The organism is Pseudomonas sp. NY15374, from assembly GCF_048068255.1.
Taxonomy (GTDB): Bacteria; Pseudomonadota; Gammaproteobacteria; order Pseudomonadales; family Pseudomonadaceae; genus Aquipseudomonas; species Aquipseudomonas machongensis.
Map to the genome: position 1 here is coordinate 173991 of NZ_JBLUPZ010000007.1, position 21163 is coordinate 195153.

General features: G+C 62.0%; 19 protein-coding genes and 1 pseudogene. 13 read left to right on the top strand and 7 right to left on the bottom strand.

Translation table 11 applies throughout. From position 1 onward, the window contains the following. Positions 1 to 119: 119 nt before the first annotated feature. A pseudogene (locus tag ACNFHO_RS16405) lies at positions 120 to 342 on the top strand (hypothetical protein). A 536-nt stretch (positions 343 to 878) separates the two neighbouring features. On the opposite strand, the gene ACNFHO_RS16410 reads toward ACNFHO_RS16405, so the two are convergent. Beyond that, positions 879 to 1787 (bottom strand): NAD synthetase, encoded by a 909-nt coding sequence (locus tag ACNFHO_RS16410; RefSeq protein ID WP_416766868.1) that lies wholly within the window; start codon positions 1785 to 1787, stop codon positions 879 to 881. Positions 1788 to 1954: 167 nt separating this feature from the next. Then, positions 1955 to 2872 carry a LysR substrate-binding domain-containing protein gene (locus tag ACNFHO_RS16415; RefSeq protein WP_063543015.1) on the bottom strand — a complete coding sequence of 306 codons (918 nt, stop codon included), beginning with the start codon at positions 2870 to 2872 and terminating at the stop codon, positions 1955 to 1957. A gap of 234 nt (positions 2873 to 3106) precedes the next feature. Here ACNFHO_RS16415 and ACNFHO_RS16420 point away from each other — a divergent pair, with 234 nt between their 5' ends. From ACNFHO_RS16420 to ACNFHO_RS16445, 6 genes are all read left to right on the top strand, one after another. After that, positions 3107 to 3952, top strand: a complete 846-nt coding sequence (locus ACNFHO_RS16420; RefSeq protein WP_081255202.1) for a transporter substrate-binding domain-containing protein — start codon at positions 3107 to 3109, stop codon at positions 3950 to 3952. A gap of 12 nt (positions 3953 to 3964) precedes the next feature. Then, positions 3965 to 4627, top strand: a complete 663-nt coding sequence (locus ACNFHO_RS16425) for an amino acid ABC transporter permease (protein WP_063543017.1) — start codon at positions 3965 to 3967, stop codon at positions 4625 to 4627. 7 nt (positions 4628 to 4634) lie between these two features. Beyond that, positions 4635 to 5354, top strand: coding sequence for an amino acid ABC transporter permease (locus tag ACNFHO_RS16430; RefSeq protein ID WP_063543019.1), 720 nt, complete (start codon positions 4635 to 4637; stop codon positions 5352 to 5354). Further along, positions 5324 to 6826 carry an argininosuccinate lyase gene (argH, locus tag ACNFHO_RS16435; protein ID WP_063543021.1) on the top strand — a complete coding sequence of 501 codons (1503 nt, stop codon included), beginning with the start codon at positions 5324 to 5326 and terminating at the stop codon, positions 6824 to 6826. Before ACNFHO_RS16430 ends, argH begins: the two co-directional genes overlap by 31 nt. Further along, positions 6823 to 7563 carry an amino acid ABC transporter ATP-binding protein gene (locus tag ACNFHO_RS16440; protein ID WP_063543023.1) on the top strand — a complete coding sequence of 247 codons (741 nt, stop codon included), beginning with the start codon at positions 6823 to 6825 and terminating at the stop codon, positions 7561 to 7563. Before argH ends, ACNFHO_RS16440 begins: the two co-directional genes overlap by 4 nt. 88 nt (positions 7564 to 7651) lie before the next feature. Continuing rightward, complete coding sequence (locus tag ACNFHO_RS16445; RefSeq protein WP_416766869.1) at positions 7652 to 8425, top strand: amino acid ABC transporter ATP-binding protein; 774 nt, start codon at positions 7652 to 7654, stop codon at positions 8423 to 8425. 42 nt (positions 8426 to 8467) lie between these two features. Here ACNFHO_RS16445 and ACNFHO_RS16450 read toward each other — a convergent pair whose 3' ends face one another. Both ACNFHO_RS16450 and ACNFHO_RS16455 read right to left on the bottom strand, forming a co-directional pair. Further along, complete coding sequence (locus ACNFHO_RS16450; RefSeq protein ID WP_416766870.1) at positions 8468 to 9550, bottom strand: Shedu immune nuclease family protein; 1083 nt, start codon at positions 9548 to 9550, stop codon at positions 8468 to 8470. Between the two features lie 390 nt (positions 9551 to 9940). Beyond that, complete coding sequence (locus tag ACNFHO_RS16455; protein WP_416766871.1) at positions 9941 to 10867, bottom strand: LysR family transcriptional regulator; 927 nt, start codon at positions 10865 to 10867, stop codon at positions 9941 to 9943. A gap of 80 nt (positions 10868 to 10947) precedes the next feature. Between ACNFHO_RS16455 and ACNFHO_RS16460 the strand changes: the two genes are divergently transcribed. The 4 genes from ACNFHO_RS16460 to ACNFHO_RS16475 all read left to right on the top strand — a co-directional run bounded on the left by ACNFHO_RS16460 (position 10948) and on the right by ACNFHO_RS16475 (position 14541). After that, on the top strand, positions 10948 to 12264 hold the full coding sequence (locus ACNFHO_RS16460) for an MFS transporter (protein ID WP_054893542.1): 1317 nt from the start codon (positions 10948 to 10950) through the stop codon (positions 12262 to 12264). 18 nt (positions 12265 to 12282) lie between these two features. Continuing rightward, the gene (locus tag ACNFHO_RS16465) at positions 12283 to 13212 is read left to right on the top strand and encodes a carbon-nitrogen hydrolase family protein (protein WP_416766872.1); all 930 of its coding nucleotides are present in this window, start codon (positions 12283 to 12285) and stop codon (positions 13210 to 13212) included. A gap of 317 nt (positions 13213 to 13529) precedes the next feature. Continuing rightward, the gene (locus ACNFHO_RS16470; protein WP_065863316.1) at positions 13530 to 14039 is read left to right on the top strand and encodes a hypothetical protein; all 510 of its coding nucleotides are present in this window, start codon (positions 13530 to 13532) and stop codon (positions 14037 to 14039) included. 82 nt (positions 14040 to 14121) lie between these two features. Continuing rightward, positions 14122 to 14541, top strand: coding sequence for an organic hydroperoxide resistance protein (locus ACNFHO_RS16475; protein WP_063546643.1), 420 nt, complete (start codon positions 14122 to 14124; stop codon positions 14539 to 14541). Between the two features lie 15 nt (positions 14542 to 14556). Here ACNFHO_RS16475 and ACNFHO_RS16480 read toward each other — a convergent pair whose 3' ends face one another. Beyond that, on the bottom strand, positions 14557 to 15513 hold the full coding sequence (locus tag ACNFHO_RS16480; RefSeq protein ID WP_416766873.1) for an arsenic resistance protein: 957 nt from the start codon (positions 15511 to 15513) through the stop codon (positions 14557 to 14559). An 87-nt stretch (positions 15514 to 15600) separates the two neighbouring features. Then, on the bottom strand, positions 15601 to 17094 hold the full coding sequence (locus ACNFHO_RS16485; RefSeq protein ID WP_416766874.1) for a methylenetetrahydrofolate reductase C-terminal domain-containing protein: 1494 nt from the start codon (positions 17092 to 17094) through the stop codon (positions 15601 to 15603). A 330-nt stretch (positions 17095 to 17424) separates the two neighbouring features. Here ACNFHO_RS16485 and ACNFHO_RS16490 point away from each other — a divergent pair, with 330 nt between their 5' ends. Then, positions 17425 to 18144: an SDR family NAD(P)-dependent oxidoreductase gene (locus ACNFHO_RS16490; protein ID WP_416766875.1), complete on the top strand. Its 720-nt coding sequence runs from the start codon at positions 17425 to 17427 to the stop codon at positions 18142 to 18144. Between the two features lie 51 nt (positions 18145 to 18195). Here the strand turns inward: ACNFHO_RS16490 and ACNFHO_RS16495 are convergent, their stop codons facing one another. Continuing rightward, positions 18196 to 19374: an acetyl-CoA C-acetyltransferase gene (locus tag ACNFHO_RS16495; RefSeq protein WP_054893536.1), complete on the bottom strand. Its 1179-nt coding sequence runs from the start codon at positions 19372 to 19374 to the stop codon at positions 18196 to 18198. Positions 19375 to 19788: 414 nt separating this feature from the next. On the opposite strand from ACNFHO_RS16495, the gene fabV reads away from it, so the two are divergent. Further along, positions 19789 to 21000, top strand: a complete 1212-nt coding sequence (gene fabV / locus ACNFHO_RS16500) for an enoyl-ACP reductase FabV (protein ID WP_054893530.1) — start codon at positions 19789 to 19791, stop codon at positions 20998 to 21000. The last annotated feature ends 163 nt before the right edge of the window (positions 21001 to 21163 follow it).

The following is a 21163-nucleotide window of genomic DNA, read 5'->3' on the forward strand; positions in this document are numbered from 1 at the left end:
TATCCCTTACAGGATCCTCGCATCCGCTCTCCGCCGCTTGTCGCCGACTCCGGTCTCTCGACCTCATCGCATTTTCCCTATCCACAGTCAGTCCACCCGCGAACTGAGACAGGTGTCCCATGGCTGACCACGAGCGCCTTTCCACAAATCCAGTCCTATGCCTGGACCCTCGAGCTCCTGGGCGAGGCACTGGCTCAATACGATGAACTGCTTGAGTGTGAGCACAACCCGCAGTTGAGCGGTCGAGGTGCGGCGGGGATTCATCAGGCCATCCGCATCATCGGCCGGATGACGGCGGAGGAGTGTGGGAGGTTGATTGATTTGGCGGGGGAGGCGGGGTAGCTGTTGGAGGTGTTGTTGGCCCTCGATTGCTGGGGCCGCTTTGCGGCCCTTTCGCGGCACGAGGCCGCTCCCACACGGATTGGGTTTGAACTACCGACGGAGCTTTTCATAGGCGATCCATTCCTCACGCATTCGCCGGATCACTTGAAGTCTTTTGCACATTTGGCGGTATCTGCGGCTGTTGTAGCAGGCGAGGGCTAATGCTGCCGAGAGCATGCCTATTAGCGAAACGAGTCTCATACCCTGTTCGAAGTAACCTATTCCGCTAGCTACGAGGCACATCACCAGCATTCCAATGATCCAGCAAGTGCCCCTTGATCTACCGCGAGCCACGGAATACTGAGCATTCCCCAGGACAATTGAACACACCATCATCAAAGCGAACATGTATTCAATTTGATTGGGGTGCCTGCGAAAGCAGAGATCGGCTGCCACTCCACACGCGAATGCGATGGCGATCATCGTAAGGAGCGCACCTAACGCTTTAATAAGAAAAAAGCGTTTTATGAACTTGCCCCATGGGATTGTGAGAAACATCATTCCATTATCTCCTCAACCAATGTTATCGCCAGGTTCCGAATTTTCTCACTGCTGGCAAGGCCAATACCGTTATTGATGGATTCTCTAATAAGCTCTGTAGTCGCTTTCTGCATCTGTACGGATGTATAGCGCTTGGGCAAAACACCAAGGCGCTGCTGGAGTTTAAGCTGTTTGCTCGTTAATGATGGATGCCGAATGGAAAGTATCTCTGTCATCAGCTTTTTGCGTTGCTGGCGGCTCAGGCTTCTGCTTGATGCAAACCATCCCAGGCCAGACGCTCGCTTGCGAACTTGGAGATATTTGATCGTATTTAAAGAGGAAGCGGCAATTCCAAGCAGGGCTATAGTGTCGAGAAGAGGAGAAACAATCTTGAACCATGTTTGACCGTCTAGTTCATCATTGTCTTTTGGTTGTTTAAGCTCCAGATACACTCGAGATGCACTTATTACACACTGGAAACCGGAAGCAACTACAGCTGCACGACCAGCTACAGTTATCACAATCCCCATGCCGCCAGTGAAAACACTCACCGCTCCGCCTGACACTATCAGTAGCACCCCAATTATCAATCCTGCACATGCCAATCCCGCATCCGAAATATCCGAAATCAGCCTGGACTGCCGCGGATCCTTCACCTGCTGCTCAAGATACTGTTCAGCCGTAACCGGCCTAGGCAGTTCCTGCAACACCACCCTTTTCGGCAGCACACTGCAAATAGGCTGAAACGCCCGCAAGGTAACCGCGTTGTAATGAGTATCGATGAATACCACCCCCGCCCCAACGATGGCGGGATCGCGGTCGATTGCGGCATACAGTTTGGAAAGATCAATCGAACTTTCGATCCGCTCTCGGGCGAAAGGCTTGAACGGGTTGCCACCTAATTCCGTGATGGGCGGGCGAGGCATGACGGGTCCTGAGCGGGGCGTCAGGAGAGACCGTTGGGTCAGCCGCTAGCCCGCGAGTGAGGGACTCGCGAGCATAAGAATGCGGCATTGGTGGGTATGTCGGACTGGTCCGAAACAGCTGTCGGAGGTGGCTTGTATCGGTTTCTCGGTATTCGCAGAGACAGGGCCTAGCCCGAACGCTTACCCTCGAAACTCACCTGCGCCGCCTCCTTCAGCATTTCCCCCGCCAACACCCGGAACCTCTGGGTCAGCAGATTTTCAGGACGGTCGGATGACAGCAGCAAGTAGGTATAAAAACGTAATTCCGGTGTAAACGGTCGAATGTCGATACCGGTATGCAAGTACTCGGTCGCCACCAGCGGGCTGACCACGCTGATCCCTAGGCCCCGGCCTACCAGCGAGCACACCGTGGCGGCGTGCGTGGCGTCCAGATTCAGCACGCGTGGGTCTTCTTCGGCAAAGAGGCGGTCGAGCCGCGTGCGAGAGCCGTCCGTGTGGGAAAGCGAGATGAACTCCTCGCCCTTGAGGTCCGCCGAGGTCACCACGTCCAAGGCGCTGAGACGATGCCCCCTGGGGAAGATGCACACGCCGGGCACGTCGCAGATGATTTCGGAATGCACCCCGGCCATGTCTTCGGCCACGTAGGACACCAGGCACACATCGCAGAAACGCGTGGCTGCCCAGTGGGCCACGTTCGGAGAGTCATTGGTGTGGATGGAAATGTGGACGTGCGGGTTCTGCTGGCGAAAGCGCTGGATGATGGCCGGTAGCAGGCCGTGAGTCAGGGAGGGCACTGCACCGATGCGCAACCGGCCAGTGCCGCCACGCTTGAGGTTCTGCGCGGAGGTTTCCAGGCTTTGCAGCCCGATGAAGGCACGCTCCACGTCGGCGAAGAACTGTGCACCTTCGTCGGTAGGCACCAATCGGCCACCCACCCTCTCGAACAATTTGAAGCCATTGGTCCGTTCGAGTTGCGCGATCAGGCGGCTGACGTTCGGCTGCGAGGTATGCAACGCCTGTGCAGCGGCCGTCATTGAGCCGCTGAGCATCACTGCCCGAAAAGTCTCGATCTGCTTGAAGTTCATGGCCATATCATTTCTGCATGATGGGTTGACGTATTGTCATTTGATTGCATGGTTCGGAAATTTTATAACTAGAACCACATCGACGTCTGCCCCGACGCAGCGCGATGCACGTCGAGCACATAACGGCAAAAACACAACAAAGCCGGTGCTCCAGCCACTTTTCAGTTCTGCCCTTGTACTCATCGTTTCGCCGCACGCTTGTGCGGCGATGCAGCCAGGTAATCAGGAGGCATCATGTCGTTCTCGTATAAGAAACTAAGCGCTGCACTGGCAGTGTCGTGCATGTCGTTGGTGGCGGTGTCCGCTGCTCAAGCCGTCGATATGCCCGCCGTGCCTGCAGCTATCAAAGAGGCGGGCCACCTGCGTGTTGGCGTGCGCTGCGACCAGCCGCCCTATGGCTACCAAGACGAAAAGGGCGACTTCGCTGGCGTCGAGGTGGAAATGGCAAAACAAGTGTCGTTGTGGGCCCTGGGCGCCAAGGACAAGGTTAGCTTTACCTGCGTCACCGCGGAAAACCGCGTGCCGCAACTGCTGGGCCGTAAGGTGGACTTCCTGATCGCAACCCTCGGCGTCACCCCCGAGCGTCAACGCGTGATCGACTTCACCACGCCCTACCGCTGGGGCGCGAGTGATGTGGTTGTCAAGAAAGACAGCCCGGTGCAGAAAATTTCCGATCTCAAGGGCAAGACGCTAGCCACCCTCAAAGGCTCGGTGCAGGCCAAGTGGTTCGAAGACCACATGCCTGATGTGAAGACCCTGCGCATGAACAGCGCCGCCGATGCCTTGCAGGCCTTCCGTCAGGGCCGGGCCGATGCCTACACCCACGACGCCGCCACTCTGGTGGTGGTTGCCGACAATGACAAGGATGCCCGCCGAATCGGCGAACCGTTCCAGATCTCCGATGCCGCCATCGGGGTGCGCAAGAACGACGAGCAGTGGCGCGACTATCTGAACGCTGCGGTACTGCGTATGCGCGAAGAGCACCTGTTCCGCGGCTGGGTCGAGCAGTTCGTACCGCAGAATATCCAAAGCTATTACATCAGTGTCTTCGAGCAGGCCAAACCTGCCGAAACGCTCTGACCGGCCGCCATCATGAGTTTCGACATCCATTACTTGATGGCGCAGTGGCCCGCGTTGCTTGACGGTGTGTTGATGACACTGAAGATCACGGCGTTGGCCATCCTCTTCTCGCTGTTGATCGGTGTGCTGGGCGGCGCGGTGCGGGTCATGAAGGTGCCGGTGCTGTCGCAGGCCGTGGTGTTGTATGTAGAACTGATCCGCAATACGCCGATCCTGGTGCAGCTGTTCTTCATCTTCTACGGCTTACCCGCCGTAGGCCTGGGGTTGTCATTGTTCTGGTCGGGGGTGCTGTGCCTGTCGATCTGGGCAGGGGCTTACCAGATCGAAAATATCCGCGGCGGCCTGGCTACCGTGGAGCGCGGCATGCGTGAGGCGAGCCTGGCCCTGAGCCTCACGCCGGTGCAGTACTTCGCGCTGGTGGCCCTGCCGATCGCTTTTCGCACCAGCCTGCCCGCGATGCTCAATACCGCGATCTCGCTGCTGAAGAACTCCTCGTACTTGCAGGCCATCGGCTTGGCGGAGTTGACCTTCGTTGCGGTGGACCGAATCGCCACGGATTTTCGCGCCATCGAGATGTTCACGGCCATTTGCGTCATGTACCTGGTGCTGGTGGGTGTGCTGGCGCTGTTGACGGGGCGCTTGTCTGCCCACCTGCAGCGACCTTTCAGGCAGTGAGGCGACCATGAACTTCATTCTCGAAAACTGGGGCTTTGTTTCCAAAGGGTTGTTGATGACCCTGCGCCTGGCGCTGGTGGTGCTGTTGTTCACCACGCTGATCTCGGCCGTGCTAGGCGTGCTGGCCACGGTCAGGAACCGCGTGCTGTGGTGGACCATCCATGCCTATGTGGAGCTGTTTCGCTCCATTCCATTGATCGTCAACGTGTTCTTCATCTTCTTCGGTGCGCCGATGCTTGGCCTGGACCTGAGCCCGTTCGCTGCGGTCACCGTGGGCTTGACCTTATGGGGCAGCGCCAACGGCATCGAGATCGTGCGCGGCGGGCTGGAATCGGTGTCCCGGCATCAGTGGAAAAGCGCTTGGGCCTTGGGCCTGCGCCCGTGGCAGATCTACCTGCACGTGATCGTGCCGCAGTCGATGAAAGCCATTCTGCCGGCCTACACCGGGCTGCTGACCATCTTGGTACAAGCCACGTCGCTGGGCGCACTGGTAGGGGTAGGCGAATTCCTCAAGGTCGGCCAGATCATCATCGAGCGCGAAACCGTCATGACCGGTGTCAGCCCGGCATTCACCGTCTACGGCGTTGTGCTGCTCGTGTACTTCGTCATCTGTTCGGCTCTCACCTGGCTTAGCCGCTATCTCGAACGTCGTCTGGGTCGCCCGGCGGTACGTACTTCTATTGGAGAGGTTTCAAAATGCAAGAATCCAAAGTCAGTCGGCGCCTGAAGGAAAGCACCGCACCGGAAGTCAACGAGTACATCTATCGCCCGCGCCTTGAAGGCTTCGCCAGTGGTTTTGCGAACCTTGGCAACGTCAACAAGGCGCACATCCTGATGCTTGCCGAACAGGGCCTGATTCGTGGTGAACACGCCAGTGTGCTGGCCAAGGGTGTGCTGGACATGGAGCAGGCAGGGCCGGATGCGGTCGAGCTGGACCCATCCCGCGAAGACGCCTATTTCAACTACGAAGCGCACCTGATCGAGCAGATCGGTGCCGACATCGGCGGCCGCCTGCACACCGGCCGCAGCCGTAACGACATCCTCGCTACGCTGGATCGTCTGCGGTGCCGCGACCTGCTGATGGACCTGATCGACGAATTGATGACTGTGCGTGCAACGGCCATTCGCTGCGCCGAGATGTACGCCGAAGTGGTGATGCCCGGCTACACCCACCTGCAACCGGCGCAGCCGATCACCTACGGTTATTACTTGAGCGCGGTGGAGCAGGCACTGGAGCGAGACAGCAAGCGCCTGGTCCAGACCCTGGAATCCATGAACCAGTGCCCACTCGGCGCGGCCGCTTTCGCCGGTACGCCGTTCGACATCGACCGCTCGCGTACCGCCGAGTTGCTCGGCTTCGACGGTTACCTGGACAACGCGCTGGATGCCATCGGCTCGCGGGACTTCCTGTTCGAAAGCCTGTCGCACCTGAGCAACCTGGCGGTGTTCTGGAGCCGCGTCGCGCAGGACTACTTCGTCTGGAGCACCAATGAGTTCAACCTCATCGACTTCCCCGACAGTGTCGCCGCCACGTCCAGCATCATGCCGCAAAAGAAAAACCCGACCGTGCTGGAATACCTCAAGGGCCGAAGTGGACACATCGTCGGCTTGATGATGGGGGCCAGCGTTACGATCAAAGGCACCAACTTCTCGCACACTGGCGATGCCAACCGCGAAGGCACGCGTGGCTTCTGGGAAGCTGCCGAGGAAAGCCTGCGCTGCCTGAAACTGCTGGACCTGGTGTTGCGTACCGCGACGCCGAATATCGACCTGGCGGTGCGCCGTGCCGGTGAAGATTTCTCCACGGCCACGGGCCTGGCCGACCTGATGGTCCGTGAAGTCGACCTGTCGTTTCGCGAAGCTCACCACGTGGTCGGCGGTGTGGTGCGCATGGCCATGGATCAGGGCCTGCTGGCGAACCAGATCACCACGCAGATGGTCGATGCCTGCGCCATCGAGCAACTGGGCCATGCACTGAACCTGCCCGAGCAGAAAGTGCGCGACTGTCTGGACCCGGTCAGCAACGTGCAAGGGCGTACCTCCGCCGGCGGCCCCTCGCTGGCTTCGCTGAGGCCGAGCCTGGCGCGCGCCAGCGAGCGGTTGACCACAGAGCGCGCCGCCAACCAGCAGCGCCGCGAGCGACTGAGCGCGGCTCACCTAAATCTGCAAGCCCTGACACGGGCACAGGCGGGCTTATGAGCACGATCCTGACGGTGCGCGACCTGCACAAAAGCTTTGGCCAGCACCAGGTGGTCAAGGGCGTGGACATGGAGGTTCGCCAAGGCGAAGTGGTGGTCATCATCGGCCCTAGCGGCTCGGGCAAGTCCACCTTCATTCGCTGCCTCAACAGCCTGGAGGAGCCGTCCTTGGGGACGGTGGTTATCGGCAGTGGCGACTCGGCCAACGCCGGTGACCGCAAGGCCCTGGCCAAGTTGCGTGAAGAGGTGGGCATGGTGTTCCAGGATTACACACTGTTTCCGCACATGACGGTGCTAGCGAACATGATGCTTGCGCCGGTGAAGCTCAAACGCTCGACCAGGCAGCAAGCACAGACTCACGCGCTGGCGTTGCTCGATCGGGTCGGCCTGCGGCACAAGGCCGAGCATTATCCGGCGCAGCTGTCAGGCGGCCAGCAACAGCGAGTAGCGATCGTTCGGGCGTTGGCCATGAGGCCCAAGTTGATGCTGTTCGACGAGCCCACCTCTGCGCTGGACCCGGAAACCGTCGGCGATGTGCTGAATGTGATGAAGGGCTTGGCCGCCGAAGGCATGACCATGATTGTCGTGACCCACGAAATGGGCTTTGCCCGCGAAGTGGCCGACCGGGTGGTGTTCTTCGACGGCGGCAAGATCATCGAGATGGGCCCGCCATCGGAGGTGTTCAGCGCACCGAAGGAGCCGCGCACCCGGCAGTTCCTGGAAAGCGTCCTGCACTGATCCATACTGCATCTTCACACCCTTTTCCCACAACGGATGTGCGCCTGCCCTCAGGAAGGCGCGCCCGAGCTCCGGCAAGGAGTTTCAAATGCGTGAAGCGATCCGCAACCCCCTGGATTCACCAGGTCCACAGACCATGATCCAGATGGAAGGCGTCAACAAGTGGTACGGCAGTTTCCAGGTCCTCAAGAACATCAACCTCACCGTGCATCAGGGTGAACGCATTGTGCTGTGCGGCCCCTCGGGCTCGGGAAAATCGACCACCATTCGTTGCCTGAACCGCCTTGAGGATCACCAGGAAGGCCGGATCATGGTCCAAGGCACTGAGCTGACCCGTGACCTCCGGCAGATCGAAACCATCCGCCGTGAAGTCGGCATGGTGTTCCAGCACTTCAATCTGTTCCCGCACCTGACCATCCTGCAGAACTGCACGCTCGCACCGATCTGGGCGCGCAAGATGTCTCGTCGACGCGCCGAGGAAGTGGCGATGCATTACCTGGAAAGGGTGCGCATTCCGGAGCAGGCCCACAAATTCCCCGGCCAGCTGTCCGGTGGACAGCAACAACGCGTCGCGATCGCGCGGGCGCTGTGCATGAAGCCCAAGATCATGCTGTTCGACGAACCGACCTCGGCGCTGGATCCGGAAATGGTCAAGGAAGTGCTCGACACCATGGTCAGCCTTGCGCAAGACGGCATGACCATGCTCTGCGTGACGCATGAAATGGGCTTCGCTCGTACCGTGGCGCACCGGGTGGTGTTCATGGACCAGGGCGAGATCGTCGAGCAGGCTACGCCGCAGGCGTTCTTCGAAAGCCCGCAGAATGAGCGGAGCCGATTGTTCTTGAGCCAGGTGCTGCATTGATCCAGGGTTGTTGACGGAAGAGGCCTGCACAGGGGCTGCTGGTCAGCCCCGCTGAAGTCTGCGTAACCAGGTATCCCATGACTCCACCCGGATGGGTGGGTTGAAGGTCCTTTCGAAGTCATGCCTTTTCGTGCTCTCTGCGCGGTCATCTACCGTCCTGCCGCCGATCAGAATCGTCCGGATATTGATGTCTTTTTCCGGATCTACTTCAAGCTTGTGGCAAGGCCCCAGGAAGGCGTTGTGAACATGTTCACCTCGCTCGACACGCTGTCTGATCGCATGCACGTGCTGCCTGAACGGTTCCGGGTCTCGATAAAGCTTCCCGAGTCGATCGCGTATCTGATCAGCGGCTTGATTGATCTTGTGATTGAAGGCCTTGTAGTGATCGGCGTTCAGAAGGTTGAAATCAGCGCCTTTGACCTCGATCAGAATGACATCCATACGCGACCTGCCTGTGAAAACGACAAAATCGACTTGCCCATTATCCAGTGGAAATTCGGAGAAACAGAGATATTCGCTATCAGGCTTTGCGTAGGCTTCACCGAAGACGGACAAGTCTCGTTTGAGCAAGCGCTGGATGTCTCGCTCGCCAGCGCCTTCGACGATGAGTGCTTCGATATCTGCTTTCGAAAGCATGCCGTCTTCGATTTCAAGCCGGCGTTTGATCGTGGCGGGGTGGGGTTGCCAGGGGGAATCCACGAAAGGGTCGCGTCGAAAGCGCAGTTGGTCTGCTCGGCAAATGACTCGGCTGTTCGAAGCGCTTCTGTTATCCAACTCGTCTGAGCTACCGTCGATCATGGACAGAACTTCGGTCCGGGGGATGCTCTGCCACTGAACGCCTTGGCGAGAGCCTACTGTGACGATATCGAAGCTGTCCCGAGCAGGGTCTTCCCGTTCGTAGTGTTCGATGTAGGTTGCAGGTGGCAGGACGATCCCCAGTTCGTGGAGCGATTTGATGATGTGCTCGACGGCATTGGTGACGGACATACCATCATTTTTTTCGTCCAGGTCGGTCAGCAACACGGTGGTGTCGGTTGCTGTCCTGAAGATTCTTACCCGGCATAGGCCTCTGCGAAGCCTGGAGCTTCCTTGGGCGTAGTCATGCACGATGTCGATAATTTTCATGATGCGTCCTTGTACAGGTGATCCATGGAATTTGCTTGGCACTTCCATACGCAGGCGACTGGCAATACGCGTGCGGACGGTGGGTAGCAGTGCGTCCCCCGTGAATTCTAGAAACTCCCCTTTAGACGTATATCGGACCGCTCCCATATTGCGACTCACGGCGTCTTCCGGCATCGGGGAGTACGTCGGACTAGTCCGAGATGGTTGTCGGAGGAGGCTGGCCCCGGCTTTGCCGGTGTTCTCTGGCGAGCTCGCTCTCACAGAGATCGCGTCAGCCTACCGTCACTCACTTCAGCGATCTCGTCATACGCCTTCTGAAACTGGCCCCGGTCGCGCCTGATCAGCAGGATTGCTTGCCGACGGTCTTGGCGAAAGCCGTCGGTCCGGAGGCTACCTCACCACCTGGGCCAGGTTGCTGATGAACTGCCGCAACCATTCATGATGCGGTTTGTTGTGCCGGGCAATGTCCCAGACCATGAAGCAGCGGAACGACGGCACCGGGAAGGGCACCGGGCTCACGGTCAGGTCGGTCATGGCGGCATAGCTCTCGGCGGCGAAGCTTGGGATCGTGGCTATCACTTCGCTGTTCATCAAGGTGCTCAGTGCACCGCTGAAATGGGTGAACGAGGCGGTGACATGCCGCGCATAGCCTGCCGCCTCGAACATGTCGTCGATGAAGCCGCGGCGGCCATCGTAGGAAATTCGCACATGATTGGCGGCGAAATAGTCTTCCAGGGCGATGGGTTCGTTTGCCGCGCCATTGCGTGGGCGGTAGAGGCAGGCGTAGGACGAGGAAAACAGCACCTGTGAGGAATAGCTGGTGTTGAAGTCCTTGGGTTCGGCGCAGATCACCAGGTCCATGTCGGGGTCTTGCAGCGACTGTTTCCACAGCGAGCTGTTGCTCTGGTGGAAGGCGAAGGTCACGCCCAGGCCTTCGGCCGCTGCGGCGTTGACGATGCGCGGCGCCAGGCAGGCCTCGATATCGTCAGACAGGCCGATATTGAAGACATAGCTGGAATCATGCGGCGAAAAGTCGGGTTCTGTGCCCAGCAGGCCGGATATGGAGGTCAGGGCTTCGGTGATCTTCGGCGCCAGCTCCATGGCCTTGCGCGTGGGCTGCATGCCCGAGGCGGTGCGGATGAACAACTCGTCGCCGAAGTGCTCGCGCAGGCGGCGCAAGGCCGAGCTCACCGCGCCCTGGGTCACGTGCAGCATGGCCGAGGCGCGGGTGGCGCTGCGTTCGGTCATCAGGCAGTGAAAGGTCAGCAGCAGGTTCAGGTCGATCCGAGAAATATTACGTACGTTAATCCGGCTCATATTTCCTAATCGTTTGCCCCGTGGTCGGTGGTGTTTCTAGTCTGGTGCCCACAACAGATAACAACACATAGGTGGATCCGGTGGGCACGATTTCGCATAGCGTGGGTGAAAGCAATACCCATACCAGGGGTGGGCAGGTCGATATCCGCAAGCGCGCCATCGCGGTGGGGATCGGCAACTTCATGGAGTGGTTCGACTTCGCCGTGTACGGCTATTTCGCGGCGGTGATCGGAATGCTGTTCTTCCCGTCCAGCGCGCCTGGCGTGTCGCTGCTGTCGTCGCTGGCGGTATTCGCGGTGGGCTTTCTTTCGCGGCCTTTCGGGGCGCTGATCCTGGGGCCGATCGGTGACCGTTTCGGCCGGCGGGCGGTGCTGATCATCACGGTGTTCGGCATGGGCGTGTGTACCACGATCATCGGGTTGTTACCCACCTACGAGGCGATCGGTATCGCCGCGCCCGTGCTGTTGATCGCCATGCGCTTCGTGCAGGGGATGATGGTCGGCGGCGAGTGGTCGAGCGCAGGCATTTACATCGTCGAGAGCGCGCCGGCGAATCGCCGCGCCACGGCGGCCAGTGTGATCACCGGGACTGCCGGGCTGGCATTCCTGTTCGGCACCTTCGTCGCCGCGACCATTACCACCACGCTCAGCGACGCGCAACTGACGGCCTGGGGCTGGCGCCTGCCGTTCGTGGCCTCGATCGTCATGACCGGCATCGCCATCTTCATCCGCCGCAAGCTGGGCGATACCCCGGTGTACGAAGAGATGGTGCGCCAGCGCGATTCGGCGCAGGCGCCGAGCAAGGCCGTGCGGCGCCGGGCATTCATCACCACCTTTGCCTTTTCGGCACTGTTCGGGGTGTCGCTGTACTACTTCGTCACCTACGCCAACAACCACCTGGTCACCACCGTGGGGCTGCCGCGCAGCACGGCGCTGTGGCTGTGCAGCATCGCGCTGGTGGTGTACGTGATCGTCAACCCGCTGATTGGTCGGCTCAGTGACCGCATCGGTCGACGCAAGCTGTTACTGGGCGCCGCGGCGGCGCTGACGGTGCTGGCGTTTCCGATTTTCCTGTTGATCAACAGCGGCAACAGCGCGGCGATCCTGCTCGGCTTGATCATCCTGGGTGTGCTGGTGGCGGTCACGGCAGTGATGGACGTGGTGCTGCTGGTGGAGGTCTTCCCGGCTTCGATCCGCTCCACTGGCGCGGCGCTGGGCCACAACCTGGCACTGGCGATCCTGGCAGGCCCGGGGCCGTTCATCGCCGCGGCGCTGATCCGCATGACCGGCGACGCCAACCTGCCCGCTGCCTACCTCGCCGGAGTCTCGCTGCTGTGCCTGCTGGTGCTGTGCAAGACCTTGCCGGAAACCCGTGACAACGACATCAGCCGTTTCTAACCACAGACAGGAGTCATCATGACCCGTGTAGCAATCATCCAGGCCGCTTCCGTTCCTTATGACGCAATGGCCAGTGTCGAGAAGGCCGCCGGCATCCTGCGGCGGGTGGCGGAGCAGGGCGCACAACTTGCGGTGTTCCCCGAGGCGTTCATTGGCGGTTATCCCAAGGGCGCGGCGTTCGGCAGCGTGGTGGGCAATCGCAGTGCTGCCGGGCGCGCGCTGTACCAACGCTACGTCGAGGGTGCGGTGGCCCTCGACGGCCCGGAGCTTGCGGCGTTTGCCGAAAGCGTCGAGCAGACCGGCGTGACTGCCGTGGTCGGCATCATCGAGCGTCATGGCCGGACCCTGTATTGCACCGCTGTCACTCTGGCGCCGGGCCGTGGCATTGCCGGTTATCACCGCAAGCTCATGCCGACCGGGCAGGAGCGCCTGATCTGGGGCTTCGGCGATGGCTCGACCATTGAGCCGGTGCAGACCGACTTCGGTGTGCTCGGCAGCGTGATCTGCTGGGAGAACTACATGCCGGCGCTGCGCCAGGCCATGTATGCACAAGGAGTGCAACTGTACTGCGCACCGACTGCCGACGATCGACCGTCGTGGGCCAGTTCCATGGTGCATGTGGCGCTGGAAGGCCGAGTGTTCGTGCTCTCTGCCTGCCAGGCGATTCGCCTGGGCGAGTATCCGCAGCAACATCGTGAAGCGTTCGGGCTGGACTTCGCCGACGACGACTACGTGATGCGCGGAGGGAGCATGATCGTCAGTCCGCTGGGTGAGGTACTGGCGGGGCCGGTGTTCGATTGCGAGACCGAGTTGTACGCGGATCTGGACATGAGCCAGTTGAGCCAGGGCAACCTCGACTTCGATGTGGTGGGCCATTATGCGCGGCCGGATGTGTTCGAGCTGAAGGTCAATACCGCGCCGTTGCGGGCGGTGAGTTTCGACCGCTGAGATCGCCGGCGCCGCTTTGCGGCCCAATCGCGGGACAAGCCCGCTCCCAGAGATACGTGCGCTGAATCCAGTGTCAGCGCACGTATCTGTGGGAGCGGGCTCGTCCCGCGATTGGCCGCGATTGTATCGCCCTGTATCCCATCCCTGATCCTGCGTACTTGCATACAAATCCCTCCCTCCCCGGATACGCCCCCGATACACGCTGACGTTCAAATGGCTCCACCCGAACGAACGGGGCCAGGTGCCCGGTTCATCGGCTCTCGCCCTAGGGGCAATGAACCCAGCGGTACGACCGCACTGACATCCGGAGAAATGCCATGTCCCATACCCCGATTTCCACCAAGGCTCGCATCGGCCTGTTCGCCATCGCCCTGGCAGGCGGTATCAACGTCACCAGTTCCGCTTTCGCTGTTGAAGCACTGCCGCAGGGCTACCAGCTTGCGGCCAACGAGAAGGCCCCTGAAGGCAAGTGCGGGGAAGGCAAATGTGGCGCCCAGGGCAAGGCCACCCAGGCCGAAGGCAAGTGTGGCGAAGGCAAGTGCGGTGGCCAGGCGAAAGCCACTGGAGCCGAGGGCAAGTGTGGTGAAGGCAAATGCGGCGATGCCTCCTTCGCCCGCACCGACACCGACCACGATGGTCGCGTTTCGCGTGCCGAGCTGCTGGCCGTGGCGCCGAAGGCTAACGCCGAATTCGATGCGATCGATGCCAACCACGATGGCTACCTGTCCGAGGCGGAGGTGTATCAGTTCCGCAAGCATCAGTTCGACGCCAACGGCAAGCCGTTCCCATCCGACCTTTACAGCCGCCTGAGCCAGGCCAAGCAGTAACGGCCATTCGCGCCCTTCCCGCACCCTTGGTCGGGGAGGGCCGTGCGCAACGTCCTGATCGCCCAGAAGGAGATGCACCGTGATTACCCCTCTGACAACCACGCTCTACACCGCCCGTACTCACACCAGCGGCGGCCGCGACGGCCGCGGTCGCTCCAGTGATGGTGCGCTGGACCTGCCGCTGAGCCCGCCCGGCTCCGGACGTCCAGGCACCAACCCCGAGCAATTGTTTGCCATCGGCTGGTCGGCCTGCTTCATCGGCGCATTGCGTCGTGCGGGGCAGAAGTTCGACATCCGCCTGCCCGAGGGCGTGGCGGTGGAGGCTGATGTGGCGCTGGGCAATACCGCCGATGGCGGCTTTGCCCTGGCCGCTCAGTTGACGGTGCACTTGCCCGGGCTTGCCCAGGAGGACAAGCAGAAGATGGTGGCCGAGGCGCACCAGATCTGCCCGTACTCCAAGGCGACGCGGGGCAACATCGAGGTGGGGTTCGTGATTGTGTGAGGTGGTCGGAGCCCGTCAGGTGCGTACCACTGCCGGCACCACCCGCACGTAGATCAGTTCGCTCACCAGTTCTACCAGTGTCTGGGTAATCACCGCCGCTGCCGCCAGCACCCGCAAGTCTTCCGGCAAGGCCAGCGCCAGCGGCAGTACCACCAGCGAATTGCGGGTCGCGGCGCTGAACGTCACCGCTCGTGCTTCGCGCGCCTGCAGTCGGAACAGCCGCGCCGAGAGCAGCCCCAGCAGCGGTGCCAGCAGCGCGAACCCGACATACACCGGAATTACCGGCAACAGGCGCTGGAAGTCGCCCAGCACCACGGCGATCTGCGAGCCGATCACGGCAATCAGCACCAGGGCCATGGCCGGCACCGGCATCCACGCCCAGGCGTCGTTCCAGCGGGCGATGGCCTGCGAGCGGCGCGCGCCGGCGCTGGTGAGCACGGCCATCAGCATCGGTACCGCGATCAGCAGCACGAACGCCTCCACGAACGGCTCGATGGACAGTGCCACCGGGTTGTGCGTGCCGAGCATCAGGGCCAGGTACAGCGGCAGCAGCGCCAGTTGCACCAGCAACAGCACTGGCGTGGCGGCGAGGATCAGGCGCGAGTCACCTTTGCCGATGTGGGTGAACACCACCACATAGTCGATGCAGGGCGTGAGCAGCACCAGCAGTGCACCGATCAGGATCGCCGGATGCTCGACCAGTCCGCGCGTGGCCGCCCACACCAGCATCGGTACCAGCACGAAGTTGGCAAGCAACAGCGCGCCCATGAAGCGGCGGTTGCCCAGCCCCTGACGCAGGTCGAGAAAGGGGATCTGCAAAAACATCGCGTACATCAGCACCGCAATCGCTGGGGTCACCAGCGCTTGCAGGTGGCTGGCGGTGTCGGGGGCGAGCAGGCCTGCAGCGATGGCCAGGACCACGGCAGCGAAGTAGAGGGGGATCTGCTGGGTTTCAAGTTGCTCTCGGGTCACGCGGCGGTCCTGTGGGCGAGTATGGGGCGATGGCCGCTCAGGATAGAGGCTGTCGGGCCCCCTGTGCCAGGGCTTGCCGGGTCGCGCCTACAGGTCCGCGATCTCGGGTTGTGGGCGCTTGGCACGCGCTGCGGGTTGCACTGGGGTGGGCTCGGCGAACCAGAGCGGCCAGGAGCTTTGCTGGCGCCCACTGACCTCGACGCAGGGGATCAGCTTTTCGCTGAGCACGTGCGTCTGCCCGACCGACACCGCCGTGCGGTATTTGCGGCTGTGGATGCATTCACGGTCGCCGAACTCGCAGCGGTTCAGTTGCGTGCCGCCGCAGGGCCCATTGGCCAGGCCCTTGGGGCAGGTTTCCGGGCAGATGTACAAGGTGTCTTCGAGCCGGCATTGCCCGCAGGTGTCGCAACCGACCAGCGGCCGCTTGAGGCTGCGCTCCACGCTGTGCAGCACGCGCGCCGCTGCCGGTGTCGACCACAGCGCGCGGCGCACGCTCCAGCCGAATGCCTGGCTCAACAGCGTTTCGCGGCTGAACAGTTGATGGTGCATGGCCGACAGCAAATGGTAGCGAGCCTTTTCCGTAAACGACGCCTGGACCTGGCGCTGGCCCTGCTGCCAGTGATACCCGGGCGGGTGGAAAGTGACCGGTGCCATGCCGGGCATCCGCCAGGCGGCGTCCCAGGCGCTGCGCCATTGCTCGAGGCTGTTGATGCGTGGCAGCCAGTCTTCCAGGGCTTGTTCCAGTTCGAGAAACTGTTCGAGTTCGTGCACGCCGGAGAGGTTGATCCCTGCGTAACCCAGCAGGCGCAGGCCGATGATCTGCAGGGCCAGGCGCTCGGTGGCGCGCTGCCGGGCGTGGGCCTTGGACACCGCTGCCTCGGCGGCGAGCAGCGCGCGCATCGCGGGGCTTACGGTGACACCCGCCACATGCTCGAGCATCCCGGCACGGCCATCGGTCAGCCCCATGATGCAGGCGAGCATAGGCCGAGGCGTGGGCTGGCGCTGCATCCAGTGCATGGCCTCGCGGTATTTCTGGAAGTCGAAGCCCAGTTGCAGGATGAAGAAGTCGACGCCGGCGGCGAGCTTCTTTTCGGCCTTGAAGTACTGCGCGCCGCCTTCTTCCTCGCGGTATTTGAACGGGTTCAGTGCTGCACCGAGTAGCCAGTCGGGGCGCGCCTGGCGCACGATCTGCAGGGCTGCGACGGATTCGAGGTAACGCACCGGACGCTGGCCCGGCATGTGGCCGGGCAGGCGGTCGCCGGTCAGCAACAGGAGCTGGTCCAGGCCAGCGGCGTCCATGCGCGGCAACTGGGCGAGCAGGTCCTGGCGCTCGCGGTCCTTGCCGGAGAAATGCAGCAGGGTCGGGACCGGTGTATCGAAGCTGCGGCAGGCATCGAGCGGCGACATGTCGAGCGCACTGCCGACCCGATCGGCGATGGACACCGCCAGTGGCCAACCGCACAACTGCGCACGCGCCATGATGCTCTCCAGTGCCGCGAAGCGCTGGGCAGAAGGCTTGGGGACGAACTCCATGATGCAGACGAAGGATTGGTCGTTCAGGGCTTGTCTGAGCAGGCTCATGGCGGGTACCGGGTGCGGGCAGGATGGCAGTGTGGCTGGATTGGGGCGCAGTGGGTTGTCTGCAAGCGTACGGCATTGATCTGAAACAGACACGCGGCGCGGTTTACATCTGGATACAAGCCGGGCTTTGTCATCGAGCTGGTGGGCTGCTTGGATGCTGCGCTCTGTGGAGCGAATCTGGTTTTGGCGGTGACCTTTTCGCGGGCAAGCCCGCTCCTACAGGCCCCGCGGCCCTGAAGACTGTGGAGTACCTGTGGGAGCGGGCTTGCCCGCGAAAAGGTCACCGCTGTCCCGGCCTCTTTCCCCAAACCTCGATAAATGGAGTTATTGATGAAAACCCTGGTAATCGGCGCCAGCAAAGGGCTGGGCAAGGCTTTGATGCAAGGCCTGGGCAACCCCGGTGACACCCTGATCGGCGTCGCCCGCGCCATCCCCCCGCATGTCCCCGTCGTCGCTGGTATCGACACCCGCTGGATCGAAGCCGACCTCGCTCACCCCGCAGCCGCCATCGCCACCATCACCGAGGCTGTGGCTGATCAAGGCATCGACACCCTGATCTACAACCTGGGCATCTGGGAGCCCCTGGCCTTCGACCCTGCCTACGATTTTCTCGACGACCAGGACGCTCAGATTGAAACCATGATCGGTTGCAACATCACCGCGACCATCCTGCTGATCAAACGTCTGCTGCCTCTGTTGCTGCAAAGCCAGCACCCACGCATCCTGCTGACGGGCTCGACTTCGGGCCTGCCGCGCAGCGGGCGCCCGGAGGTGACGTTCGGTGCCAGCAAGTTCGCCCTGCAAGGCATCGCCGACGCCCTGCGTGAGGGCTACCGCGATCGGCGTCTTGGGGTGACCTGCCTGAACCTGGGCTATCTCAATACCGAGGATGGCCTGGAGGTGCCGGTTGCAGACGCTGCGCAGCGTGGCGAGGGGGCACTGATACCGGTGCACGATGTGGTGCAGGTGGTCAGGATGGTCCTGTCACTGTCGCCGGCCAGCTTTGTCAGGGAGCTGAGCTTGCCGGCGATTCTGGATGACAGATTCTGAGATTAGCGGTGAGTGCTTCGCGGGCTCGCCTGCGCAGAACTCACCACTGACTCATCGCTCGATCGTCAACGCGACACCTTGGCCACCACCGATGCACAGCGTCGCCAGGCCCTTCTTCGCATCGCGCTTGATCATCTCGTGCAGCAGGGTCACCAGCACCCGGCAACCCGAGGCGCCGATCGGGTGGCCAAGGGCGATGGCGCCGCCGTTGACGTTGACCTTCGCCGCATCCCACGCCAGCTCCTTGCCCACAGCCAGGGCCTGGGCAGCGAAGGCCTCGTTGGCCTCGATCAGGTCCAGGTCGGCCAGCTGCCAGCCAGCCTTCTGCAGGCAGCGTTGGGTCGCCGAGACCGGGCCGATGCCCATGATCGCCGGGTCCACACCGGCACTGGCGTAGCCGGTGATCTTGGCCAGCACTGGCAGGCCCAGGGCCTTGGCCTTGTCGACGCTCATCAGCAGCACGGCAGCGGCGCCGTCGTTGAGGCTCGAGGCGTTGCCGGCGGTGACGCTGCCGTCTTTCTTGAAAGCTGCGCGCAGCTTGCCCAGCGATTCGGCGCTGGTGCCCGGGCGAGGTTGCTCGTCGGTGTCGAACACCAGCGCATCGCCTTTTTTCTGCGGGATGTGAATCGGGGTGATCTCATCCTTGAACCGACCGCCTTCGATAGCGGCCACCGCCTTGCGCTGGGACTCGGCGGCAAAGGCATCCTGCTGTTCGCGGGTGATGGCGTACTTGTCGACCAGGTTCTCGGCGGTGATGCCCATGTGATAGTCGTTGAAGGCGTCCCACAGGCCGTCGGTGATCATGGTATCGACCAGTTGGCCGTGGCCCATGCGCTGGCCGGTGCGGGCCGACGGCAGCACGTAGGGCGCCAGGCTCATGCTCTCCTGGCCGCCGGCGATCACCACCTCGGCGTCGCCGCAGCGGATTGCCTGGGCCGCCAGATGCAGGGCCTTGAGGCCCGAGCCGCAGACCTTGTTCAGGGTCAGCGCCGGCACCGCGTGGGGCAGGCCGGCCTTGACCGCGGCCTGGCGGGCGGGGTTCTGGCCGGCGCCTGCGGTCAGCACCTGGCCGAGGATCACCTCGTCGACTTGCGCGGGGTCAAGGCCGGTCTGCTCCAGCAGGCGCTTGATCACCGCAGCGCCGAGGTCGATGGCCGAGACATTGGCCAGGGAGCCCTGGAAACTGCCGATGGCAGTGCGGGTGGCGGCGACGATGGCGACTTCGTTCATTGTTGTTCTCCGGAAGGCGAAGTGGATCGCGACAGCATCACTGCCCGGGGCTCATTTGAGAAGTTTGTTTTTCTTTGTGATTGATCGGGTTTGCAAATGAATAGGGTGTCTGTGCCGGCCTCATCGCGGGGCAAGCCCGCTCCCACAGCCCCCGATGTATTCGGGGGCAGCGACGTACTTGTGGGAGCGGGCTTGCCCCGCGAAAAGCACACCGCGGTGCCTGGCACGGGCTACGCCCGTGTTCGCGGGCAAGCCCGCTCCTGCAAGAAGCGAGTCGCTTTCGGATTCGGGTTTTGCTCGGGCCCTTGACCCCGTAATATGTGTCGGATGACTTGCGGGGGTAGTCTCACCCTCTGATCAATCGGAATCGCCCCTGCGGCGTTTCCCCAGCATAAACCTGACGAGGTACAGACATTGGCCATCATTCATCCCAAGGTACGCGGTTTCATCTGCACCACGACTCACCCGAAGGGCTGCGAGCTCAACGTCCGTGACCAGATCGAAGCCACCCGCAAGCTGGGCGTGCGCGAGGATGGTCCGAAGAAAGTCCTGGTGATCGGCGCCTCCAGCGGCTACGGCCTGGCAGCACGCATCACCGCCGCCTTCGGCTTCAAGGCCGACACCCTGGGCGTGTTCTTCGAGAAGCCGGGCACCGAGACCAAGGCCGGCACTGCAGGCTGGTACAACGCCGCCGCCTTCGACAAGTTCGCCAAGGCCGAGGGGCTGTACAGCAAGTCGATCAACGGTGACGCCTTCTCCGACGAAGCCCGCGCCAAGGTGATCGAGCTGATCAAGAACGAGATGGGTGGCAAGGTCGACCTGGTCATCTACTCCCTGGCCTCGCCCGTACGCAAGCTGCCGCAGACCGGCGAGCTGATCCGCTCGGCGCTCAAGCCGATCGGCCAGCCGTACAAGTCGACCGCCATCGACACCAACAAGGACACCATCATCGAGGCCAGCATCGAGCCGGCCACCGAGCAGGAAATCGCCGACACCGTCACCGTCATGGGTGGCCAGGACTGGCAGCTGTGGATCGACGCCCTGGCCGGCGCCGACGTGCTCGCCGAAGGCGCGCGCACCGTGGCCTTCAGCTACATCGGCACCGAAATCACCTGGCCGATCTACTGGCACGGCGCCCTGGGCCAGGCCAAGCAGGACCTGGACGAAACCGCCCTGCGCCTGGACAAGAAGCTGGCCGATGAAGTGAAGGGCGGCGCCAACGTCGCCGTGCTCAAGTCGGTGGTCACCCAGGCCAGCTCGGCCATTCCGGTGATGCCGCTGTACCTGTCGATGGTCTTCAAGATCATGCAGGAGAAAGGCGTTCACGAAGGCACCCAGGACCAGCTGGACCGCATGTTCCGCGACCGCATGTACCGCGCCGATGGTGCTCCGGCCGAAGTGGACGAAAAGGCTCGCCTGCGTCTGGATGACTGGGAACTGCGCGACGACGTGCAGGACGCCTGCAAGGCCATGTGGCCCAAGGTCACCACCGAGAACCTGTTCGAACTGACCGACTACGCCGGTTACAAGAAGCAGTTCCTCAACCTGTTCGGTTTCGAGCGCGCTGACGTCAACTACGACGAAGACGTGGCCACCGACGTACGGTTCGACTGCGTCGAGCTGTAAGCAAGCCCTTGACCGCGCAGCCGTTTGTCCCGGTTGCGCGGTTCCCTCCGTGGGCTTGTTAACATTCTGCAACAAATCCTCAGCTGGCTCTTTGCTATGGCCGCTTTCTCCCTGATCTATACAGCAGCTATTGGTCCGGCAATCTCGCCTGGGCCGGGGAGGC

Bases quoted from the DNA above. Each gene is read 5' to 3' on its own strand.
- ACNFHO_RS16410 (WP_416766868.1), bottom strand. From the start codon at position 1,787: ATGCCTCGCCCGCCCATCACGGAATTAGGTGGCAACCCGTTCAAGCCT.
- ACNFHO_RS16415 (WP_063543015.1), bottom strand. From the start codon at position 2,872: ATGAACTTCAAGCAGATCGAGACTTTTCGGGCAGTGATGCTCAGCGGC.
- ACNFHO_RS16420 (WP_081255202.1), top strand. From the start codon at position 3,107: ATGTCGTTCTCGTATAAGAAACTAAGCGCTGCACTGGCAGTGTCGTGC.
- ACNFHO_RS16425 (WP_063543017.1), top strand. From the start codon at position 3,965: ATGAGTTTCGACATCCATTACTTGATGGCGCAGTGGCCCGCGTTGCTT.
- ACNFHO_RS16430 (WP_063543019.1), top strand. From the start codon at position 4,635: ATGAACTTCATTCTCGAAAACTGGGGCTTTGTTTCCAAAGGGTTGTTG.
- argH (WP_063543021.1), top strand. From the start codon at position 5,324: ATGCAAGAATCCAAAGTCAGTCGGCGCCTGAAGGAAAGCACCGCACCG.
- ACNFHO_RS16440 (WP_063543023.1), top strand. From the start codon at position 6,823: ATGAGCACGATCCTGACGGTGCGCGACCTGCACAAAAGCTTTGGCCAG.
- ACNFHO_RS16445 (WP_416766869.1), top strand. From the start codon at position 7,652: ATGCGTGAAGCGATCCGCAACCCCCTGGATTCACCAGGTCCACAGACC.
- ACNFHO_RS16450 (WP_416766870.1), bottom strand. From the start codon at position 9,550: ATGAAAATTATCGACATCGTGCATGACTACGCCCAAGGAAGCTCCAGG.
- ACNFHO_RS16455 (WP_416766871.1), bottom strand. From the start codon at position 10,867: ATGAGCCGGATTAACGTACGTAATATTTCTCGGATCGACCTGAACCTG.
- ACNFHO_RS16465 (WP_416766872.1), top strand. From the start codon at position 12,283: ATGACCCGTGTAGCAATCATCCAGGCCGCTTCCGTTCCTTATGACGCA.
- ACNFHO_RS16470 (WP_065863316.1), top strand. From the start codon at position 13,530: ATGTCCCATACCCCGATTTCCACCAAGGCTCGCATCGGCCTGTTCGCC.
- ACNFHO_RS16485 (WP_416766874.1), bottom strand. From the start codon at position 17,094: ATGAGCCTGCTCAGACAAGCCCTGAACGACCAATCCTTCGTCTGCATC.
- ACNFHO_RS16490 (WP_416766875.1), top strand. From the start codon at position 17,425: ATGAAAACCCTGGTAATCGGCGCCAGCAAAGGGCTGGGCAAGGCTTTG.
- ACNFHO_RS16495 (WP_054893536.1), bottom strand. From the start codon at position 19,374: ATGAACGAAGTCGCCATCGTCGCCGCCACCCGCACTGCCATCGGCAGT.